The sequence below is a fragment of the Tsuneonella rigui genome (assembly GCF_003958625.1).
GTDB lineage: Bacteria > Pseudomonadota > Alphaproteobacteria > Sphingomonadales > Sphingomonadaceae > Tsuneonella > Tsuneonella rigui.
In genome coordinates this window covers 79,784-99,976 of sequence record NZ_RSEL01000007.1, presented here as the reverse complement: position 1 = coordinate 99,976, position 20,193 = coordinate 79,784, and the positions used below count along the sequence as shown (strand labels likewise).

18 protein-coding genes are annotated in these 20,193 nt (G+C 66.5%); 11 read left to right on the top strand and 7 right to left on the bottom strand.

The annotated features are described in order from the left end of the window. Positions 1-82: 82 nt before the first annotated feature. Positions 83-2,530 (bottom strand): EAL domain-containing protein, encoded by a 2,448-nt coding sequence (locus ELY12_RS03790; RefSeq protein WP_241229708.1) that lies wholly within the window; start codon positions 2,528-2,530, stop codon positions 83-85. A gap of 453 nt (positions 2,531-2,983) precedes the next feature. On the opposite strand from ELY12_RS03790, the gene ELY12_RS03785 reads away from it, so the two are divergent. The 5 genes from ELY12_RS03785 (at position 2,984) to ELY12_RS03765 (ending at position 9,855) form a co-directional block, all read left to right on the top strand. Beyond that, the gene (locus ELY12_RS03785; RefSeq protein ID WP_126175379.1) at positions 2,984-4,672 is read left to right on the top strand and encodes a PHA/PHB synthase family protein; all 1,689 of its coding nucleotides are present in this window, start codon (positions 2,984-2,986) and stop codon (positions 4,670-4,672) included. Then, a complete protein-coding gene (locus ELY12_RS03780; protein ID WP_338142043.1) occupies positions 4,669-5,526 on the top strand; it encodes an alpha/beta fold hydrolase in 858 nt (285 codons plus the stop codon). Before ELY12_RS03785 ends, ELY12_RS03780 begins: the two co-directional genes overlap by 4 nt. Then, a complete protein-coding gene (locus ELY12_RS03775; protein ID WP_126175378.1) occupies positions 5,523-6,848 on the top strand; it encodes an FAD-dependent oxidoreductase in 1,326 nt (441 codons plus the stop codon). Before ELY12_RS03780 ends, ELY12_RS03775 begins: the two co-directional genes overlap by 4 nt. A gap of 86 nt (positions 6,849-6,934) precedes the next feature. Next, the gene (locus ELY12_RS03770; protein ID WP_126175377.1) at positions 6,935-8,689 is read left to right on the top strand and encodes an N-acyl-D-amino-acid deacylase family protein; all 1,755 of its coding nucleotides are present in this window, start codon (positions 6,935-6,937) and stop codon (positions 8,687-8,689) included. Positions 8,690-8,835: 146 nt separating this feature from the next. Next, positions 8,836-9,855, top strand: coding sequence for a zinc-dependent alcohol dehydrogenase family protein (locus ELY12_RS03765; RefSeq protein WP_126175376.1), 1,020 nt, complete (start codon positions 8,836-8,838; stop codon positions 9,853-9,855). 9 nt (positions 9,856-9,864) lie between these two features. Here ELY12_RS03765 and ELY12_RS03760 read toward each other — a convergent pair whose 3' ends face one another. The 5 genes from ELY12_RS03760 to ELY12_RS03740 form a co-directional block, all read right to left on the bottom strand. Further along, positions 9,865-10,218: a hypothetical protein gene (locus tag ELY12_RS03760; protein WP_126175375.1), complete on the bottom strand. Its 354-nt coding sequence runs from the start codon at positions 10,216-10,218 to the stop codon at positions 9,865-9,867. 5 nt (positions 10,219-10,223) lie between these two features. Further along, positions 10,224-11,351, bottom strand: a complete 1,128-nt coding sequence (dnaN, locus tag ELY12_RS03755) for a DNA polymerase III subunit beta (protein WP_126175374.1) — start codon at positions 11,349-11,351, stop codon at positions 10,224-10,226. Positions 11,352-11,502: 151 nt separating this feature from the next. Beyond that, positions 11,503-12,255 (bottom strand): 3-oxoacyl-[acyl-carrier-protein] reductase, encoded by a 753-nt coding sequence (gene fabG / locus ELY12_RS03750; RefSeq protein ID WP_126175439.1) that lies wholly within the window; start codon positions 12,253-12,255, stop codon positions 11,503-11,505. Beyond that, positions 12,255-13,193, bottom strand: a complete 939-nt coding sequence (gene fabD / locus ELY12_RS03745; RefSeq protein WP_126175373.1) for an ACP S-malonyltransferase — start codon at positions 13,191-13,193, stop codon at positions 12,255-12,257. The genes fabG and fabD overlap by 1 nt, the downstream gene beginning before the upstream one ends. Before the next feature lie 24 nt (positions 13,194-13,217). Next, positions 13,218-14,045 carry an LD-carboxypeptidase gene (locus tag ELY12_RS03740; RefSeq protein WP_126175372.1) on the bottom strand — a complete coding sequence of 276 codons (828 nt, stop codon included), beginning with the start codon at positions 14,043-14,045 and terminating at the stop codon, positions 13,218-13,220. A gap of 61 nt (positions 14,046-14,106) precedes the next feature. On the opposite strand from ELY12_RS03740, the gene ELY12_RS03735 reads away from it, so the two are divergent. After that, a complete protein-coding gene (locus tag ELY12_RS03735; RefSeq protein WP_126175438.1) occupies positions 14,107-15,525 on the top strand; it encodes a glutamate ligase domain-containing protein in 1,419 nt (472 codons plus the stop codon). On the opposite strand, the gene ELY12_RS03730 is transcribed toward ELY12_RS03735, so the two are convergent. Further along, positions 15,522-16,475 carry a DUF808 domain-containing protein gene (locus ELY12_RS03730; protein WP_126175371.1) on the bottom strand — a complete coding sequence of 318 codons (954 nt, stop codon included), beginning with the start codon at positions 16,473-16,475 and terminating at the stop codon, positions 15,522-15,524. The genes ELY12_RS03735 and ELY12_RS03730 overlap by 4 nt on opposite strands. A gap of 180 nt (positions 16,476-16,655) precedes the next feature. On the opposite strand from ELY12_RS03730, the gene rpsF reads away from it, so the two are divergent. The 5 genes from rpsF (at position 16,656) to ELY12_RS03705 (ending at position 20,193) form a co-directional block, all read left to right on the top strand. Beyond that, positions 16,656-17,051: a 30S ribosomal protein S6 gene (gene rpsF / locus ELY12_RS03725; RefSeq protein WP_126175370.1), complete on the top strand. Its 396-nt coding sequence runs from the start codon at positions 16,656-16,658 to the stop codon at positions 17,049-17,051. After that, positions 17,051-17,275 (top strand): 30S ribosomal protein S18, encoded by a 225-nt coding sequence (gene rpsR / locus ELY12_RS03720; RefSeq protein WP_126175369.1) that lies wholly within the window; start codon positions 17,051-17,053, stop codon positions 17,273-17,275. Before rpsF ends, rpsR begins: the two co-directional genes overlap by 1 nt. Positions 17,276-17,288: 13 nt before the next feature. Next, complete coding sequence (gene rplI, locus ELY12_RS03715; RefSeq protein WP_126175368.1) at positions 17,289-17,897, top strand: 50S ribosomal protein L9; 609 nt, start codon at positions 17,289-17,291, stop codon at positions 17,895-17,897. A 92-nt stretch (positions 17,898-17,989) separates the two neighbouring features. After that, positions 17,990-19,423 (top strand): AMP nucleosidase, encoded by a 1,434-nt coding sequence (locus tag ELY12_RS03710; RefSeq protein WP_126175367.1) that lies wholly within the window; start codon positions 17,990-17,992, stop codon positions 19,421-19,423. After that, positions 19,420-20,193 (top strand): SDR family NAD(P)-dependent oxidoreductase, encoded by a 774-nt coding sequence (locus ELY12_RS03705; RefSeq protein ID WP_126175366.1) that lies wholly within the window; start codon positions 19,420-19,422, stop codon positions 20,191-20,193. Before ELY12_RS03710 ends, ELY12_RS03705 begins: the two co-directional genes overlap by 4 nt.

The window sequence follows — 20,193 nt, the reverse complement described above, 5'->3', positions numbered from 1 at the left end:
GTGACCCGGGGCCGTTCTCGGCGGGATCGCCGGTGGCCTTTCGGTCGCTATACCCTCGATACCTAACTCATTTGCTAACCGCTCAGGCCGTCCGGCGAATTTCCCGCCGAACCGGCACCGGCGGGTCGACCGCCAGTGCGGCGAGCATCCCCGATGCATCGCGCTCGAGCGGGATAGCGAACTCTACCCCCAGCCGGTCTTCCGAGCACCAGCGGGTCGTCGCCGTCACGCTGTAGCCTTCGGCGATCGCGATCCGGAAGATCGTGCCCTCCGGCACGTTCCACAGCCCTTCGACCAGGGCGCCGGTGGCCGAGATGTTGCGGATCGTTCCGTTATAGAGCTGGCCGCCGTGCTCGAGCACCACCTTGCGAAGCATGGTGTGCCGTGAGGCGCGTGCCGAGCGCGGTCCCTTGGCCACCGCGGCAAGGCCGGTTTCAAGCCGTTGCGTCGCGGATTCGGCGTCCAGCGCGCGCTCGTAGATATAGCCCTGGACATGGCTGCAACCGAACATCCGCACCAGATCGAGCTCGTCGAGCGTCTCGACCCCTTCGGCGGTCGTATCCATGCCGAGCGCCTGCGCGAGACCCGTGATCGAGGCGATGATTGCGCCGTTACGGCTGCCCGGCTCGGTCGCGCCGCGCACAAAGCTCTGGTCGATCTTGATCTTGTCGAACGGCGCCTTCTTCAAGTAGCCGAGCGAGGAATAGCCCGTCCCGAAGTCGTCGAGCGCCAACCGCACGCCGACCGCCTTCAGCGCGGCGAACATCGCGTCGGTGCCCTCGTTGTCGCTCAGGAACACGCTCTCGGTGATCTCGAGCTCCAGCCGCGACGGGTCGATGCCCGCCTGCGCAATTGCGTTGGTCACAATCGTCGGGAGGTTCGGGTTAGCGAACTGCAGCGCCGACACGTTGACCGCGCACCGCACATCCTCGGGCCAGCGCGCGAGATCGTGGCACGCAGTGCGGATCGCCCATTCGCCGATCGCGCCGATCAGGCCCGACTCCTCCGCGATGGGGACGAACTTGGCGGGTGACAGCCAGCCCTCGGTGGGATGGCGCCAGCGCAGGAGCGCTTCGAACCCGGCGATCTTCTCGGTCGCGGTGTGCACGACCGGCTGGTAGAACAGTTCAAGACTGCCGTGCGCGATCGCGTCGCGCAAGTCCTGCTCCAGTCGGCTGCGCTCTTCGGCATGCGAGTGCAGGTCGGATGAATAAAAGTGGAAGCGCCCGCGCCCGCCGTCCTTGGCCGCGTAAAGCGCAAGATCGGCGTTGCGGATGATCGATTCGCTGGTGACCCCGTCATCGGGCGCCAGCGCGACACCGATCGAAGCGCCGATGATGACCCGGTGACCCTCGATCGAGTACGGCTGCGACAGCGAGCCGATGATGTCCTTCGCCAGAGCGCCCAGCTGGTCGCGATCGATCCGGCCGGGAATGATGACCTTGAACTCGTCCCCGCCCAAGCGTCCAACGAGGCCCATCTTGCCGACCGTGCGCTCCAGCCGCTGCGCGACCTGCTTGAGCAGCGCATCGCCCGCCGGGTGCCCAAGCGTATCGTTGACATGCTTGAAGCGGTCGAGGTCGAGCAGGAACACGCTGCAATCGCGGTGCATCTCGAGCGGCGCGGTGAGGATCTTCTCGAGGCTCTGCGACATCTGGAAGCGGTTCGCGAGCCCGGTGAGCGAGTCGAAGTGCGCGAGGCGGGAGGCATGCTCGGCGCTCTTGCGCTTTTCGGTAAGATCGGTGCCCGACCCACGGAAACCGCAGAAGTTGCGGAACTCGTCGAACACCGGCCGGCCGTTGACAGACCACCAGCGTTCTTCGGCTTCGGTGCCGGCACGGACGGCGAGATCGGTGAATGCCGAGCGCGCGGAGAGGTGGAACAGCAGCGTGCGCTCGCCGTCGTGATTGTCGATTTCCAGGTTGAACAACTCGGCGAAGGGGCGGCCGATCAGCTCGCCCTCGCCGCGATCGAGGGTGCGGGCGACGCTGTCCGACACATACGTGATCTGACCGCGCCGGTCGGTCTCCCAGAACCAGCCCTGCCCGGTTTCCTCGTAGTCGTGGAGGATATCCTCGGCGCGGTGACGCACGCGTTCGAGCGCCCGCTGCCGCTCGTCCTCGGCCCGGTTGATGCGCGATTGATAGCGGGTAACCAGCACCATGACCGCGATCCCGGCACCGGTGGCGCCAACCGCGTTGAGCGTGCCGTCCATCGCCGCGTAGATGCCCCAGCACGCCGCCTTGCCGGCAAAGATGTGGTTGAGCCGATTGCCCAGCAGCGCGGTCAGCACCGCGGTGAGCGAGATCAGCGTAGCTACGCCCCAGTGGTAAGCGAGCCCCGCAAACAGCATCCAGTACGAGAACGCGGCCGAGGTCAGCGCGAGCGGCAGGATGACCGCAAACGCCATGAGGCCGAGCGCAGCCGACGACTTCGCCGGAACGTGACCCTCGACTTTCGCGAGTTGCGGCGCGAGCGCGAAAATTCCTACCGCCGCGCTGAGGCAGACAAGGCTGAACAGCGGCGGCATTGAATGGCCGGCAACCGCCGAGAACAGCACGGCGCAGACAACGAAGATCGCAACCCGGTTCCATTGCCGAGGAATGTGCGGGACGGCGCGGGCCGGTTTGCGGTCCGCCTTCGACCCCGCGCGGCGCGGGCGGCGGCGGGCGACTTGATTGCGGCGCGAGGGCGTGGGCGCCTCGTCCGCTGGCGCCGCTCGCGCGTCTTCCTCGGGCCGATCCCCGTCTGGTGGAGTTGCCTTCAGGGCGTTCGCGCGCGTCCCGGCCATGCGCGCGTTTTGCCCGCGCGCGCTTGATAATGGGTTAAGAGGGGACGCCTGCCGGAGGTTAGGTGAGCAAGAAAGTCTTGCGCCGACAATGGTTAACGCGCGGTTGCGGAGCGCCTGCCGGGTCCGCTTGCCAAGCCCGACAGCGCCGTGCAACAACCCGAAGCGATCAAGAGATCGCCGGGAGAGCGAGCGATGCCCACGAGGCTGGAAAACGAAGCCGCCCAATCGACCACCGCGCTCGGGCCTATGGTCGGGCTGGTGCGCGAGGATTTTGCCGGCGCGGTCGCGCTCCTGCTCCGCGAGACCGCCAGCGATCCCGCCCGCACGATGCGGCACGCGCGCAGCATGGGCGAGGACATGATCCAGATCATGACCGGCAAGAGCGAGCTCGCGCCCGATCCCAAGGACAAGCGGTTCAAGGACCCGGCGTGGACCTACAACCCGTTCCTGAAGGCCGGCGCGCAATACTATCTCGCGGTCCAGAAGGGAATGAAGAACTGGCTCGCCGACCTCGAGCTCGACGCGATCGAGCGTGACCGGGCGAACTTCATCAGCCAGATCATCATCGACGCGCTGGCGCCGACCAACACACTGGTGGGTAACCCGACCGCGCAGAAGCGGCTGGTCGACAGCGGCGGGCTGTCGCTCATCAAGGGCCTCAAGAACGCCTACAGCGACATGGTCCACAACAAGGGCATGGTCAGCCAGGTGGACAAGCGCCCCTTCAAGCTGGGCGAGAACGTCGCGACCACGTCGGGCTCGGTCGTGTTGCGGACCGAGATGATGGAGCTGATCCAGTACGCGCCCGCGACCGACGAGGTGTACGCGATCCCGCAGCTCACCATCCCGCCGCAGATCAACAAGATGTACATCAACGATCTCTCGCCGGAGAAATCGGTGGTGAAGTACCAGGTCGAAGGCGGCATCCAAACCTTCGTCATCAGCTGGAAGAACCCGACCAAGGAGCAGGGTTCGTGGGGCATGGCCGACTATGTCGCCAGCTGCGAAGAGGCGATGCGGGCGGTCGCGAAGATCACCGGCAGTGACAAGGTCAACGTCTCTGCCGGCTGCTCGGGCGGGCAGACCGCTTCGGTGCTCGCGAGCAAGCTGGCGGCGGAGAACCGCGACCTGCTCGGCGCGCTGACACTGATGGTGTGCGTGCTCCATCCGCAGCAGGGCGACATCGAGGCCGGCGCCTTGATGACCGACAACGGCCTGGAGCTGGCGAAGAAGCGCGCCGCGAAAGGCGGGATCATCAAGGGCGACGACCTGTCGCGCGGGTTCGCCTGGCTAAGGCCGAACGATCTCATCTGGAACTACGTCATCAACAACTACCTGCTCGGCGAAGACCCGCCGGCGTTCGACGTGCTGTTCTGGAATTCCGATGCAACCAACCTGTCGGCGACGCTGATGGGCGATTTCCTCACGCTGTCGGAAACGCTCGCCTTCACCAAGCAAGGTGAGGTGGAGATGGCCAGTCACAAGATCGACCTGTCAAAGGTCGATGCGGACCTGTTCATCCTTGGCGGCGTGACCGACCACATCACGCCTTGGCGCGCAACCTATCGCTCGACCCAGTTGTTCGGCTCGGACGACGTGACGTACGTGCTCAGCCAGTCGGGTCACATGCAGGCGATCCTCAACCCGCCGGGCAATCCCAAGGCGAAGTACTACGTCCAGAAGGGCGACGGTCCCCTCCCTGCCACCGCCGAGGAGTGGCTGCAGGGCACCGAGGAGCAAGCCGGATCGTGGTGGCCATTCTGGCTGCAGTGGCTGCAGGACCGCTCCGGCGCGAAGAAAGCGGCGCCGAAAAAGCTCGGCGGCAAGGGTTTCGAGGCGACCGATCCCGCGCCCGGGCGTTACGTCCTCGAACAAGCTTGAAGGAACTCGCCATCTCCACCGATCCGATGACCGCCGCCGACGTCCGCTTGATGGAAGTAGGCGGGCGCACCCTGCGCGTCGCCACCTGGCGGCTCGATACGCCGTCCGAGCACCTGCCGGTGCTGTTCTTCAACGGCATCGGCGCCAATATCGAGGCGGTCGCCCCGCTCGCCGAAGCGCTCGACGATCGCGGGTTCGTGATGTTCGACATGCCCGGCGTAGGCGGCTCGCCCGAGCCGACGGTGCCCTACAACCCGTTCACGATGGGCTGGACCACCGCGAAGCTGCTCGACCAGCTCAAGCTCGAGCAGGTCGACGTCATGGGCGTGAGCTGGGGCGGCGCAATGGCGCAGCACTTCGCGCTCCAGCACGGCAGCCGCGTGCGCCGGTTGATCCTGTGCGCCACAACCGCCGGCATGCTGATGGTGCCGGGCAGTCCGGCTGCGCTGAGCAAAATGGCCGACCCGCGCCGCTACGTCGACGCCGCCTTCATGGAAAAGCACTTCGCCACGCTCTACGGGGATGCGCTTGGCAAGACCGCGGGCAAGAACTCGCACATCGGCCGCCTCAAGCCGCCGAGCCGGCGCGGTTATCTCTACCAGCTCATCGCCATGCTCGGCTGGACCAGCGCACCCGCCCTGCCCTTCCTCAGGAAACCGACGCTGATCATGATGGGCGACGAGGATGCGATCGTGCCGCTCGTCAACGGCCGCTTCCTCCACGCCCTCATCCCCGGCAGCGAGCTTGAAGTATTCGAAGGCGGCGGGCACCTGTTCCTGCTCAGCCACCGCGAGCAATCGGTCGCCTCGATCCGGGAATTCCTGAACCGCGAGGAGCTGCGGCAAGCCGCATGACCCGTCACCTCGCGATCGTCGGCTCGGGCCCCGCTGGCTACTACACCGCGGAAGCCGCCCAGAAGAAGTGGGGCGACGATGTGCGGGTCGACGTGTTCGACACCCTCCCCGTCCCTTACGGCCTCATCCGCACCGGGGTGGCGCCCGATCATCAGTCGATCAAGGGCGTCAGCCGGCGCTACGAGACCACCGCGCTGAGCGACAACGTCCGCTTCGTCGGCAACGTTACGGTCGGCAAGGACCTCTCTGTAGAGGAGTTGCAGCAGCTTTACGACGCGGTCGTGTTCGCCACCGGGGCGCCGCACGACAAGCCGCTCGGCCTGCCGGGCGAGGATCTCGCCAACGTGTTCGGCAGCGCGGCGATCGTCGGGTGGTATAACGGCCATCCGCAGTTCGCCGGCCTCGATCCCGACCTGTCGGGCGGGCACGCCGTGGTGATCGGCATGGGCAATGTCGCGCTCGATGTGGCGCGGATCCTGTCGAAGACCGAGGAAGAGTTCGCCAGCAGCGATATCGTCAACCACGCGCTCGACGCGCTCAAGGCATCCAACATCCGCACCGTCACCATCGTCGGCCGGCGCGGCCCACACCAGATCATGATGACGCCCAAGGAGCTGGGGGAGCTGATGCACCTCGAGCGCGCATCCCCTCGCGTCGATCCAGCCGATCTCCCTGCGGTAGAGGACGACGCCATCCTCGAGCCCGGCCTGCGCAAGTCGGTCAGCCACCTGCGCAGCTTCGCGGCGATCCCCGAGAGCGAGCGCGCCGACAAGGCGATCGAGATCGACTTCGACATGTTCGCCTCGCCCACGCGTCTCGTCGGCAGCGGGAAGGTCGAAGGGGTCGAGGTCGAGCGCACAAAGGTCGAGGCCGGCCGCGCGGTGGGCACCGGCGAGACCTACGTCATCCCCGCCGACCTCGTGGTCGCGTGCATCGGCTATCGCAGCTCGCCGATCCCGGGCGTCCCGTTCGACGACCGCGCGGGCAAGTTCGCCAACGACGAAGGCCGCATCGTCCCCGGCCTCTACGCGGTCGGCTGGGCGCGGCGCGGGCCGACCGGCACCATCGGCACCAACCGCCCCGACGGCTTCGGCGTGATCGACAAGATCGCCGAGGATCTCGAGAGCGGCGCGCTCGGCAACGCGCCCAAGCAAGGCCGTGCAGGCTTCGATGCGCTCGCGGCGGACCGCAAGCTCGACGTGGTCACCTTCCGCGACTGGAAGAAGATCGAGGAAGCCGAAAACCAGGCCGCCCGCGACGGCGCCCCGCGCGAGAAATTCGTCGACATCGAAAGCATGATTCGCGCTCGCGGGCCCGCCTGACGCTACGTCACGGCGAGCCGCTGAGGCCGCGCTGGACTCACTAGTTGCATTATGAGACCGTCCGCTCCGGAGAGAGGAGCACCAACATGCCCGCATTCGACCTGATCATCCGTAACGGTACCATCGTGGATGGCACCGGCCACGAGCGTTTCACCGGCGACATCGCGATCAAGGACGGCCTGATCGCGCAGGTCGGCGACGTGCGCGGCGACGCGGCCGAGGAGATCGACGCGGGCGGCAAGGTGGTCACCCCCGGCTTCGTCGACATCCACACCCACTACGACGGGCAGGCCACCTGGGACCAGGAGATGGCCCCGTCGAGCTGGCACGGCGTCACCACCGTCGTGATGGGCAACTGCGGCGTCGGCTTCGCGCCCGCCCATCCGGATCGCCACAACTGGCTGATCGGCCTGATGGAAGGCGTCGAGGACATCCCGGGCACCGCGCTCGCCGAAGGCATGAAGTGGAACTGGGAGACGTTCCCCGAATACCTCGATGCGCTGGAAGAGCTGCCCCGCACGGTCGACGTCGGCACGCACGTGCCGCACGGCGCGGTGCGCGCGTATGTGCTCGGTGATCGCGAGATGCCCGGCGCCGTCCCAACGCCCGAGGATATCGAGGCGATGGGCAAGATCGTCGAGGAGGGCGTTCGCGCCGGCGCGCTCGGTTTCTCGACCAGCCGCACCGTGCTCCACCGCTCGATCGACGGCGAAGTGGTGCCCGGGACCACCGCCACAGCCGAGGAACTGGTCGGCATCGGCCGCGCGATGGGCCGCGCCGGGCACGGCGTGTTCGAGATGGCCAGCGATATGATGCGCGAATGGAACGAGTTCGGCTGGATGGGCCAGCTCTCCCGCGAAACCGGCCTTCCGGTGACCTTCGCCGCGCTGCAGTCGATCGCCAAGGAACTGCCGCTCGAAGAGCAGATCGCGACAATGCGCGCCGAGAACGACAATGGTGCCAACATCGTCGCCCAGATCGCGCTGCGCGGGAACGGCATCGTGATGGCGTGGCAGGGCACCGTCCACCCCTTCCGGCTCAAGCCGAGCTGGCAGCAGATCGCGGAGCTGCCGTGGGAGCAGCAGAAAGCTAGGCTATTCGACCCGGCGTTCAAGGCCAAGCTGCTCGCCGAGCCAAACGACTTCTCCGAGATCAACCAGGACATCATCGGGCTGATCATGGTCGTCTGCGGCGGCTGGACCATGCAGTACGAGATGGATCCGGATTTCGATTACGAGCCGCAGGCCGACGCCAGCATCCAGGTCCGTGCCGCCGCCGCGGGCGTTTCGCCCGAGGAATATGCTTACGACCTGCTCTGCCGCGACGAAGGCAAGGGGTTCATCTACCTGCCGCTGCTCAACTACGCCGATGGCAACCTCGACTTCCTCGAGGAGCTGCAGGCGGCCGACGACACGGTGAACTCGCTGTCGGACGGCGGCGCGCATTGCGGCACGATCTGCGATGCCGCCTCGCCCACCTTCATGCTCCAGCACTGGGTACGCGACCGCAAGCGCGGCGGGCGCCTTTCGCTGGAACACGCGGTCAAACGCCAGTGCCTCGACACCGCGCGGCTCTATGGCCTTGAAGATCGCGGCGTGATCGCGCCCGGCTACCTCGCCGATCTCAACGTGATCGACATGGACCGCCTGAAGCTCGGCAAGCCGTGGCTGGCGTTCGACCTGCCCGCCGGCGGCAAGCGCCTGCTGCAAAAGGCCGAAGGCTACGTCTGCACGATCAAGAGCGGCGTGGTGACCTTCCGCGAAGGCCAGTGGACCGGCGAGGCCCCCGGCGGTCTGATCCGCGGCCCGCAGCGCGCCGAACTCGCCGAGGCGGCGGAGTAAAATTCAGCGGTCGCCATGTACGACTAATTGCAGATATCGTCGGCCCGGGCTGGACCCGGGCCAGTGCTTTTCTTCGCGAAGGCAGCACCACCCCGGATCAAGTCCGGGGGTGACGAAATGAAGAGTGAAATCAGGAACTCGTACCGATGACCGTCAAAGCCATCACAACTGGCGCTTCGCCCTCCAGGCTCGATTCCCTCAGTCTCACCGACCTGCCCGACGCCCCCGCGCCGGGCCCTGGCGAGATCACCGTCCGCCTGCGCGCAAGCTCGCTCAATTTCCACGACCTCGCGGTCGTCACCGGCATGATCCCCGCGCCGCAGGGCCGCATCCCGATGTCGGACGGCGCGGGCGAAGTGATCGCGGTCGGCGACAGCGACACCGGCTTCGCGGTCGGCGACATGGCGCTCAGCCTGTTCTTCCCCGGCTGGCAGGACGGCCGCGACGTGCCCTACGCGGCGCAGCGGATGGTCCCGGGCGACAGCACCGACGGCTTTGCGCGGGAAGCGGTCACCCTCCCCGCCTCGTGGTTCACGCGCGCACCAAAGGGCTACAGCGCCGCCGAGGCCGCAACACTTGTGTGTGCCGGCCTCACCGCCTGGCGCGCACTGTTCGTCGATACGCAGACCAAGCCCGGCGACACGGTGCTGGTCCAGGGCACTGGCGGCGTGTCGATCTTCGCGCTGCAGATGGCCAAGGCCGCCGGCGCGCGGGTGATTGCCACCAGCTCGAGCGGCGAGAAGCTCGAGCGTTTGCGCGACCTCGGCGCCGACGAACTGATCAACTACAAGGAAACGCCGGTCTGGGGCCCGGCCGCGCTGCAGATGACCGGCGGCCGCGGGGTCGACACCGTGGTCGAGGTCGGCGGCCCCGGCACGCTCGACCAATCGATGCTCGCCGCCCGCGTCGGCGGCCACATCGCGCTGATCGGCGTGCTCACCGGCGTTGCGGGTCCGGTGCAGACCGCGCTGCTGTTCTCCAAGAACCTGACCGTACAGGGCCTGACCGTCGGCAGCCGCGCCCAGCAACTCGACATGATCGCCGCGCTGGAGGTGAACGGCATCAGGCCGGTTATCAGCGATACCTTCGAGCTAGCCGAGTTGGCCGATGCCTTCCGACATCAGGTTGCGAACAAGCACTTTGGCAAGATCGCCGTCGCGATCTGATCGACCCTATCAGCCCGCGTTCGCCCCCAGTCTTTTGACGAGTACATCCATACGCGCCTCGAAACCGTCGGCGCGGGCCTTGCAAAGCGGGCCTTCCCGCTCAACTTCGTCGCTCGTCATATTCGTGTAGCGATCGACGAATGCATCGTCGATGTCGCTCGTCGTCTCCGCTTCGTGAAGACCGATGAAATAGGCGGCAAGATAGAACAGGTGGCCGCGATCTTCATCGCTTGCCGCTCCTTGTCCGACGAGCGTGTATATCACGGCGCAGTCGAGGTTTGATGCCGACCCTGGCCGCGACTCGGCCACTGCTGGTCCTTGGACTGCCACCAGCGCCGCAGATGCAAAAATGCGCAGGAACATTTTGCTCACACCCGCATCGGCATCAGCACGTACAGCGCCGGGCTCTTCTCATCCTGACGGATCAGCGTCGGCGCGCCGGGATCGGCGAGGTGCAGTTCCACCGTGTCGCCGTCGATCTGGTGAAGAATGTCCTTCAAGTAATTGGCGTTGAAGCCGATCTCCATCCCGTCGGCGCGGTAGTCGGCGGGGACTTCTTCGGCCGCGGTGCCGTTGTCGGGCGAGGTGACCGACAGGGTGACCTTGTCGTTGTCGAGCCCCATCTTGACCGCGCGGGTCTTCTCGGTGGCGATGGTCGCGACGCGGTCGACGCCTTCGTAAAACGACTTCGGATCAAGCCGCAGGAGCTTGTCGTTACCCGTTGGGATAACACGCGAATAATCGGGGAAAGTGCCGTCGATCAGCTTGCTGGTCAGCACCACACCGCCCTCACCGCCCAGGGTGAAACGGATCTTGCTTGCCGACAGGTCGATCTGAACGTTTCCGTCGAGCGCCTCTTCCAGCAGCTTGCGCAGTTCGGCGACCGCTTTGCGCGGCACGATCACATCGGGCATGCCCTCGGCCCCATCGGGCCGCGGAATGGTGAAGCGGGCCAGGCGGTGACCATCGGTCGCCGCGGCCTTGAGCACCGGCTGGTCCTCGTCCGACACATGCAGGAAGATGCCATTGAGGTAGTAGCGCGTCTCTTCGGTCGAGATCGCGAAGCGGGTGCGGTCGATCAGTTCCGCCAGCGTCTTGGCGGGCAGCTCGAAGCTGGTCGGCAGGTCGCCTTCGACGATCACCGGGAAATCGTCGCGCGGCAGCGTGGGTAGCGAGAAGCGGCTGCGGCCGGCCTTCACCGTCATGCGGTTCTCGGCGGTCTCCAGGCTGACCTGGCTGCCTTCCTGCAGCTTCCTCGCGATGTCGAACAACAGGTGCGCCGAGACGGTGATCGCGCCCGCGCTCTCGACCGAGGCGGCGGCGATGTTCTCGACCACCTGCAGGTCGAGGTCGGTCGCCATGACCTTGAGCGTGCCGCCGTCCGAGGCATCGAGCAGCACGTTCGACAGGATCGGGATGGTGTTGCGGCGTTCGACCACCGACTGCACGTGGGACAGGCAGCGCAGCAGCGTCGCGCGTTCGATGGTGGCCTTCATCGGTTCCTACTCTTACCCCTCAAGCGCCGCCTTTGCGAACCGGAAGCCGGAATCGCCCGCGAGCGCCGGAAATTACCCGATTATCCTTAGCGGGAGGCCCGTTTTCGGCAAGGACGAAGCCCGCCGTGGCCGATTCCCTTGGGGATAAGCCCTAGGACAGCATCGCCATGCCGCCGTTGACGTGGAGCGTCTGGCCGGTGACGTAGCCCGCTTCCTTCGATGCGAGGTAGGCGACCGCCGCGCCGATATCCTCGCCCTCGCCCATCCGGCCCATCGGGATGCGGCCATTGAGCGCCTCTTTCTGCGCGTCGGGCAGCTGGTCGGTCATCGCGGTGCGGATGAAGCCCGGCGCCACGCAGTTAACGGTGATCCCGCGGCTCGCGAGTTCCTGCGCCAGCGCCTTCGACATTGCGGTGAGACCGCCCTTTGCCGCGGCGTAATTCGCCTGGCCGGGATTGCCCGTCGCGCCGACCACGCTGGTGATGGTGACGATCCGCCCGAACCGCGCCTTCATCATTGGCTTCGAGGCCGCCCGCATCAGCCGGAACGCGGCCTCGAGATTGATGCGGATGACCTGGTCCCATTCCTCGTCCTTCATCCGCATCGCGAGGTTGTCGCGGGTGATGCCGGCGTTGTTGACCAGGATGTCGAGCTTGCCGAACGTGTCGATCGCAGCCGGAACCAGTTCCTCGACCTGCGTGGTGTTGGACAGGTCGCAGGTGATCTCGACATGATCGCCGCCCACCTCGCGATTGAGCTGCTCGCGAAAGATCCGCAGCTTCTCGCTGTTCGATCCGGACAACGCGATCCGCGCGCCCTGCCGCGCGAGGGCATAGGCGATCGCCGAGCCGATCCCACCGCTGGCGCCGGTGACCAGCGCGGTCTGTCCTTCGAGGCTGAACATCATGCGATCTCCTTCGCCAGCGCTTCGATATCGGCCATCGTCACCACGCTGGTCACCTTGGCATCAGAATCGATCCGGCCGATCATCGGGCCGAGCACCTTGCCGCCCAGTTCGACGAATTCCTCGACGCCCGCGGCCCGCATCGCCAGCACCGACTCGCGCCAGCGAACCCGGCCGCACACCTGCTCTACCAGCAGCCGCTGTTCTTCCTCAGGTTGAACCACTTGTGCGGCAGTGACGTTGGCATAAATGGGCAGCCGGAAGGCCTTCGGAGGAACTTTCTGCAAAGCCTCCGCCATCGCATCGGCCGCGGGTTGCATCAGGTCGCAGTGGAACGGCGCCGACACCGGCAGCAAGACACCCCGCTTGATGCCATGTTCCTTGACCAGCGCCACCGCCCGCTCGATCGCCTCGCGATGGCCTGAGAGGACCACCTGCGTCGGATCGTTGTCGTTCGCGACCTGGCACACCTGACCCTCTGACGACGCCTCGGCCAAGGCCTGCGCCTTCTCGAGATCCGCGCCGAGCAAGGCGCACATTGCGCCCACACCGACGGGCACCGCAGCCTGCATCGCCTGCCCGCGCAGCTTGAGCAGCCGCGCGGTATCGGCGAGGCTGAACGCGCCGGCGGCGCAGAGGGCGGTGTACTCGCCCAGGCTGTGCCCGGCGACGCAATCCGCGGCTTCGGTCAGCGCAATTCCGGCCTCCTTTTCAAGCACTCGCAGCACGGCGATGGCATGGGCCATGATCGCCGGCTGGGCGTTCTCGGTCAGCGTCAGTTGGTCTTCCGGCCCCTCGGACATGATCGAGAACAGCTTCTGATCGAGCGCGTCGTCGACCTCTTGGAAGACCTCGCGCGCTGCGGTGCTGGCTCCCGCCAACTCGACGCCCATGCCGACCTTCTGGCTGCCCTGCCCCGGAAAGACGAACGCTCTCATCGCAATCTCCTTTGGGCGACGCGCCTATGCGCGAGGGGCGTTGGCGGCAAGACCGAACGGGACGATCCGGTTGGCGGGATCGTGTCCCACCTGCGCCCGGCCGAGATAGGGAATGCCGGCCGAAGTGCACCAGTGGCGGGCGATATCCTCCGCCTCGGTGCCGAAGGGGCGATCGTTCTCTGGCACCGCGGTGATCATCCCCAGCCGCATTCCCGCTATCCCCCGTAATTGCGAGGCGAGATGAAAGAACAGCCGGTCGATTGCATAGAGGTGCTCTGCCACCTCCTCGACGATGACGACGTGTCCGGTCAGGTCGGGCATCAGCGGCGTGCCGGTCAGCGCGGCGAGCGTGATGAGGTTGAAAGCAACCGTCGGCCGGTCATCGAGCGACGGCTCCAGGCCGTCTGTGGCGCCAGCGAACCAGCCGAGCGCCCGCCGAACGCTTCCCGTCCCGTCCGGCCCCATGATGCCGCCGGCCATTGGCCCATGCGCGGGCCGACCGATCCCGGCCTTGTAGAGCCCGGCGAGGACGAACCCACAGTCGGAAAACCCGAGGTAGGCCTTGTCGCGCGCTGCGGGCGACATCCCAGTTATCGCCCGCTCGGCGATGCGATTCGATCCGTAGCCGCCGCGCGCAAACCACACCGCATCGACGCCCGGGTCATTAGCGCAGTCGAGCAAAGCCGAGAGCCGCAAGCTGTCCGGTCCAGCGAAGTGGCCCTCCACCGCAAAGCACTGCTCGTGGAAATCGAGCTCCAGACCGGGAAACTCGGCCGTCGCCAGCGCCGTCACGCGGTCCGCAGCTTCGCGGGTGATAGGCGTGGCGGGCGCACAGATCGCGATGCGGCTCATCGCATGGGTCCTAGCAGCGCTTCACATCCAGTGCATCCCCGACTACGCACCGCGCCGATTTATGGACAAGCCCCTCGACCTTCGCGCCCAGCCCTGGTTCTTTTGCGGCATCGGAGGATCGGGCATGCTGCCCTTGGCGCAGATCGTCCACGGGCTCGGCGGCGAAGTCGCCGGCTCGGACCGCAGCCATGATCAGGGCCGGACCCAGGAGAAGTTCGGCTGGCTCGAACGCAACGGCTTCGGGCTGTTCCCGCAGGATGGCAGGGGGGTGACCAGCGCGGAGCAGATCGTTGTGGCAAGCGCCGCGGTCGAGGACACCGTCCCGGAAATCGTGCGAGCCGGGGACCTGGGCTGCCCGCGCATGACCCGCGCAGAACTTAACGCCGCGCTGTTCAATGCTGCCGACACCAGCATCGCCATCGCCGGGACCAGCGGCAAGAGCACCGTGACTGCCATGCTCGGCTGGATCATGCACGAAGCTGGCCGCGACCCGACGATCATGAACGGGGCGGTGATGAAGAACTTCGTATCCCCCGACAGCCCGTTCGCCAGCGCGCATGTCGGCGGGAGCGCGCTCTACGTCAGCGAAGTGGACGAGAGCGACGGTTCGATCGCGCTCTACCGGCCTTCGGTGGGGGTGCTGCTCAACGTCAGCCTCGACCACAAAAGCATGGAAGAGTTGCGCACGTTGTTCGACGACTACCTCCGAGCGTCTCAAGCGTGCGCGGTGAACTGGGACGAAGCCGAGGTTCGCGCGCTAGCGCACGATATCGACGGTCTGACCACTTTCGCGCTCGGCATGCCAGAGGCCGATCTGTCGGTCGAGCCCGGCTCGATCATGGACCAGCCGACTGCAGTCGCCGCGACCGTCATCGACCGGCGCGACGGGTCCGCGCAGCCGCTGCGTCTCGCCATGCCGGGGCGGCATAACCTGTCCAACGCGCTCGCCGCGATCGCCGGGGCGAGTGCGGCAGGGGTTCCGGTGGAGGACGCAGTCGCCGCGCTCGGCACATTTGCCGGCCTTGCGCGAAGGTTCGAGATCGTCGGCACCACCGCCAGCGGCATCTCCGTGATCGACGACTTCGGGCACAACCCCGAGAAGTGCGCCGCCACTCTCCGCACGCTCAAGCAACACCCCGGGCGGGTAGTCGCGTTCTTCCAGCCGCACGGCTACGGGCCGCTACGGCAGATGGGACATGAGCTTGCCGAAACCTTTGCGCGCGAGCTCGGTCCCGAAGACGTGACGATCCTGTGCGATCCGGTCTATTTCGGCGGCACCGCCGACAGGAGCGAAGGAGCGGAACGAGTCGTCGGGTTGATCGAGCAAGCTGGCGGCCACGCCGAGTACGTCCCCTCTCGCGAGGCCGTTGCCGATCGCATCGCGCAGCTCGCACGTCCAGGCGATCGCATCGTGGTCATGGGCGCACGCGACGATACGCTGACCGAGTTCGCCCGCGAGTTGTTCGCCCGCCTCGATTAGTCGGCGTGCTTGTGCGTGCCGCGCAAGTTGTGAACCCAGTGCAACAGCGTCGCGATAATCGCGCCGAGGGCGAGGCCGAATGCCGCTGACAGCGCGGCATAAGTCAGCCAGCCGAACACCCCGCTGAACACTCCGGAAACAGCCTCAACCGAGTGCCGAACAGTCTCCACGAGGTGTTCGGGGCCCGGGACGCCCAGTTCCAGCAGCCCGTGCAGCACGATTCCGCCGCCGACCCACAGCATCGCCACGGTGCCGATCGCCGACAGCGCGGTCAGCACGTGGGGCATTGCGTGCACCAGGCCGCGCCCGATGCGCTGCGCCGACGCGGAACTGCGCTTGGCGAGATGCAGCCCGATATCGTCCATCTTCACGATCAGGCCAACTGCACCATAGACCACCACCGTGATGCCGATGCCGACGATCGCCAGCACCGCGGCGCGTGCGAGCAGGCTTTCCGCGGCGACCGAGGCGAGCGTGATCGCCATGATCTCCGCCGACAGGATCAAGTCGGTGCGCACCGCCCCGCTGACCCGCGACTGCTCGAACGCCACGGGATCCTCGACGTCGTCCTCCAGCGTCTCGCCGTGCTTCGCGCCACCGAGCTTTTCGATGATCTTCTCCGCGCCCTCATAGCTCAGGTAGGCGCCGCCCAGCATCAGCAGCGGGGTGATCGCCCACGGCAGGAACTCGCTCAGCAGCAGCGCCACCGGCAGCAGGATCAGCAGCTTGTTCTTGAGGCTACCCTTGGTGATCTTGGCGATGATCGGCAGCTCGCGGTCGGGCGTGAAGCCGGTGACGTAGTTCGGCGTCACCGCCGCATCGTCGATCACCACGCCTGCCGCCTTGGCGCCCGCACGGCCGGCGGCTATGCCGACATCGTCGACCGAGGCGGCGGCCGCGCGCGCGATCACCGAGATATCGTCAAGCAGCGCAACCAAACCGCCGGGCATCGCGTTCTCCTTCAGCCGCCGCCCTGCCCGCGCCTTCGCAGGCGCACAAGACTTGCTTTTGTGGGCGATGCCGCTATGTGCGCCGCTTCCCAGCCTCCGGGCCGGGAAAGAAGAAAGCCGGAGGGGCCCCGCGATCCGCGCGGACAAGCCAGCGATCGGCCACAACAAGGAACCGAGAATATGGCTCTCTACGAGCACATCTTTCTCGCGCGCCAGGATCTGAGCCAGGCTCAGGTCGATGCACTGGCCGCGACGGCCACCGAGATCGTCGAAGCGAACGACGGCAAGGTGACCAAGACCGAGACCTGGGGTCTCAAGAACCTCGCCTACAAGATCGACCGCAACCGCAAGGCACACTTCGTGCTGCTCAACATCGAAGGCCCCGGTGGCGTCGTCGCCGAGCTCGAGCGTCAGACCCGGATCAACGAAGACGTGATCCGCTACCTGACCGTGCGCGTCGATGAGCACGAGACTGGTCCCAGCGTGATGATGCGCAAGAGCGACCGTGGCGACCGTGGTGAGCGTGGCGGCGATCGCGATCGCAAGCCCCGCCGTGACCGTGAGGAGCGCGACTGATGGCCCGCCCGTTTTTCCGCCGCCGCAAGTCCTGCCCGTTCTCGGGCAAGAACGCGCCGAAGATCGATTACAAGGACGTGCGCCTGCTGCAGGGCTTCATGTCCGAGCGTGGCAAGATCGTGCCGAGCCGCATCACCGCCGTTTCGGGCAAGAAGCAGCGTGAGCTGGCGACCGCGATCAAGCGTTCGCGCCAGATCGGTCTCCTTCCCTACATCGTGAAGTAAGGAGCGCACGGACATGGATATCATCCTGCTCGAACGCGTCGCCAACCTTGGCGCCATGGGCGATGTCGTGACCGTCAAGGACGGCTACGCGCGCAACTTCCTGCTGCCGCAGAAGAAGGCGCTCCGCGCCAACGATGCGAACCGCAAGGTCTACGAAGCCAACCGCGAGCGTCTCGAGACCGAGAACGCCAACCGCCGCAGCGATGCCGAAAAGGCGGGCGAGAAGCTTGAAGGCGCCGAGATCGTCCTGATCCGTTCGTCTTCGAACGCCGGCCAGCTCTACGGCTCGGTCAGCGTCCGCGACGTGGTCCAGGGCCTCGAGGCCGGCGGCCACAAGGTCGACAAGCGCCAGGTCGTTCTGGGTCACCCGATCAAGACGCTCGGCATCCACGACGTGACCATCGCGCTGCACCCCGAGGTGCACGTAATCGTCAAGGCCAACGTTGCCCGTTCGGACGACGAAGCCGAGCTGCAGCGCCAGGGCGTCGACGTCATCGGCGCGATGGCCGAGGAAGAGCGCAACGAGAGCGAAGGCTTCACCGAAGCAGTCGATCCGTCGCTCGAGCCTGGCGAAATCCCGGCCGACTTGCTCGAAGAGCGCGCCGAAGCCAGCGAAGGCTAAGCGCTTCTCTACGGAGCCCAGATCAAGGGGCGCGGGACCAGCGGGTTCCGCGCCCCTTTTTCTTTGCCGCCGCGCGGTCTATCGGGCCTCCGATGCAATCAGTCGAAACGATCCTTCAGCAGCTGTCCGAACTCTACGAACGTGCGGTGGGCACACTGCGTGCCGATGTCCTCGCCTATGCCCGCGACGGCAGCCTGCCCGCCCCCTCACGGCGTATCGACGGCAGCTACGCGTACCCAGAACTGGTGATACGCTACGGCGGCGGCGATCGAGTTCAAAGTCGGAGCCGGGCCTTCGGCCGGCTTAACGTGGCCGGCACCTACGCGACCACGGTCACTCGTCCGACGCTGTTCGCCGACTACCTGCGCGACCAGCTTGAGCACATCACGGGCGACTACCCGGTCGAGATGGAAGTGCGCGCCTCTCGCCAGGAAATCCCCTTCCCCTACGTGCTCGATGGGGCTGCCGGCGCGGAGATGGCCGGCATCAGTCCGCAGGAGCTCGCTCGTCACTTCCCGGCGACCGAGCTAGCGCTGATCGGCGACGAACTGGCCGATGGCATCGACCTTGACGGCCCGACGATCCCCCTGTCGCTGTTCGATGGATTGCGGACCGATTTCTCGCTCGCCCGCCTTGCGCACTACACGGGCACGCGGATCGAGGATTTCCAGCGCTTCATCCTGTTCACCAACTATCACCGCTACGTCGATGAATTCGTCGACTGGGCGGCCGAGCAACTAGGTGAGAACGGCTGCACGGCGCTCGCCGGCGCGGGCGGCTTGATGCTGACCGAGCGCAAAAGCAACGCGCGTCTGCAGCTATCCGACACTGCATGGCGGCGCCACCAGATGCCGGCCTACCACCTGATCGGTGAGAACCGCTCGGGCATCACGCTGGTCAACATCGGGGTCGGCCCGTCGAACGCCAAGACGATCACCGATCACCTGGCGGTGCTGCGGCCCGAGGCCTGGCTGATGATCGGCCACTGCGGCGGCCTGCGCCCGAGCCAAAAGATCGGCGACTACGTTCTCGCCCACGCTTATTTGCGCGACGATCACGTGCTCGACCCCGTGCTCCCGCCCGAGATTCCCTTGCCTGCGATCGCCGAAGTCCAGCAGGCGCTGTACATGGCGGCCGAGGAAGTCAGCGGCGCGCACGGCAACGACCTCAAGCAGCGTATGCGCACCGGCACCGTGGTCACCACCGACGACCGCAACTGGGAACTGCAGTACACCCAGTCCGCCCGCCGGATGTCGCTAAGCCGCGCGGTCGGGGTCGATATGGAAAGCGCCACGATCGCTGGTCAAGGCTACCGCTTCCGCGTCCCCTACGGCACCCTGCTGTGCGTCAGCGACAAGCCATTGCACGGGGAGATCAAGCTACCCGGCCAGGCGAACAAGTTCTACGAAGAGGCGATCGCCGCCCACCTCCAGATCGGCGTCACCGCTTGCCGCCGACTGCGCGACGAGGGCGATCGGCTGCATTCTCGCAAGCTGCGCGCGTTCAACGAGCCGCCGTTTAGATGAGCAGCGCGCCGGATCGGTCGCGCTCGATCGCCGGTCGAGTCGCCATCGTCACCGGTGCCGCGAGTGGTATGGGCCGTGCGACCGCTCGGATGTTTGCGGCGCAAGGCGCGAAGGTGGCGGTGACCGATCTCGACCTTGCGGCGTGCGAGCAGGTCGCTGAGGAGGCTGGCGAGAACGCGCATGCTTTCGCGCTCGATGTCGCCGATGGCGCCGCGATCGAGCGGGTCGTCGCGGAGATCGCGGCGAAACTCGGTGGCATCGACATCCTGGTCAACAACGCGGGTGTATCGTCGTTCGCGCCGCTCGACGCGGGCGACCAGTACGATGCAGTGTGGGATCGCGCGCTGGTGGTGATGCTGACGGCGCACCAGCGAATGGTGCGCGCGGCCTTGCCATACCTGCGAAGGAGCGACGCCCCGCGCATCGTCAACGTCGCCTCTACCGAGGGTCTTGGCGCGACCGCGGGCGATACGCCTTACGTGGCGGCCAAGTCAGGCGTCGTTGGGCTGACGCGCGGCCTCGCGGTCGATCTCGGCAAGGAGGGAATCACTGTGAACTGCGTGTGCCCCGGGCCGATCCATACGGGGATGACCGCCGGAGTGCCCGACGAGGCCAAGGCCGAGTTCGCCCGCCGTCGCACCGCCCTGCGCCGCTACGGCGAGCCGGAGGAAGTCGCCCACATCACGCTCAGCCTCGTGCTGCCCGCGGCGAGCTATATCACCGGTGCGGTGATCCCCGTCGACGGCGGCCTGATGGCCCGCAACGCCTGA

Excerpts from the sequence above, each read along its gene's own strand:
- ELY12_RS03765 (WP_126175376.1), top strand. The coding sequence starts at position 8,836 with ATGACCGTCAAAGCCATCACAACTGGCGCTTCGCCCTCCAGGCTCGAT.
- ELY12_RS03775 (WP_126175378.1), top strand. The coding sequence starts at position 5,523 with ATGACCCGTCACCTCGCGATCGTCGGCTCGGGCCCCGCTGGCTACTAC.
- fabD (WP_126175373.1), bottom strand. The coding sequence starts at position 13,193 with ATGAGAGCGTTCGTCTTTCCGGGGCAGGGCAGCCAGAAGGTCGGCATG.
- ELY12_RS03705 (WP_126175366.1), top strand. The coding sequence starts at position 19,420 with ATGAGCAGCGCGCCGGATCGGTCGCGCTCGATCGCCGGTCGAGTCGCC.
- ELY12_RS03730 (WP_126175371.1), bottom strand. The coding sequence starts at position 16,475 with ATGCCCGGCGGTTTGGTTGCGCTGCTTGACGATATCTCGGTGATCGCG.
- ELY12_RS03760 (WP_126175375.1), bottom strand. The coding sequence starts at position 10,218 with ATGTTCCTGCGCATTTTTGCATCTGCGGCGCTGGTGGCAGTCCAAGGA.
- rplI (WP_126175368.1), top strand. The coding sequence starts at position 17,289 with ATGGATATCATCCTGCTCGAACGCGTCGCCAACCTTGGCGCCATGGGC.
- ELY12_RS03735 (WP_126175438.1), top strand. The coding sequence starts at position 14,107 with ATGGACAAGCCCCTCGACCTTCGCGCCCAGCCCTGGTTCTTTTGCGGC.
- ELY12_RS03790 (WP_241229708.1), bottom strand. The coding sequence starts at position 2,530 with ATGCCGCCGCTGTTCAGCCTTGTCTGCCTCAGCGCGGCGGTAGGAATT.
- fabG (WP_126175439.1), bottom strand. The coding sequence starts at position 12,255 with ATGTTCAGCCTCGAAGGACAGACCGCGCTGGTCACCGGCGCCAGCGGT.
- ELY12_RS03770 (WP_126175377.1), top strand. The coding sequence starts at position 6,935 with ATGCCCGCATTCGACCTGATCATCCGTAACGGTACCATCGTGGATGGC.
- ELY12_RS03740 (WP_126175372.1), bottom strand. The coding sequence starts at position 14,045 with ATGAGCCGCATCGCGATCTGTGCGCCCGCCACGCCTATCACCCGCGAA.
- ELY12_RS03785 (WP_126175379.1), top strand. The coding sequence starts at position 2,984 with ATGCCCACGAGGCTGGAAAACGAAGCCGCCCAATCGACCACCGCGCTC.
- rpsR (WP_126175369.1), top strand. The coding sequence starts at position 17,051 with ATGGCCCGCCCGTTTTTCCGCCGCCGCAAGTCCTGCCCGTTCTCGGGC.
- ELY12_RS03710 (WP_126175367.1), top strand. The coding sequence starts at position 17,990 with ATGCAATCAGTCGAAACGATCCTTCAGCAGCTGTCCGAACTCTACGAA.
- rpsF (WP_126175370.1), top strand. The coding sequence starts at position 16,656 with ATGGCTCTCTACGAGCACATCTTTCTCGCGCGCCAGGATCTGAGCCAG.
- dnaN (WP_126175374.1), bottom strand. The coding sequence starts at position 11,351 with ATGAAGGCCACCATCGAACGCGCGACGCTGCTGCGCTGCCTGTCCCAC.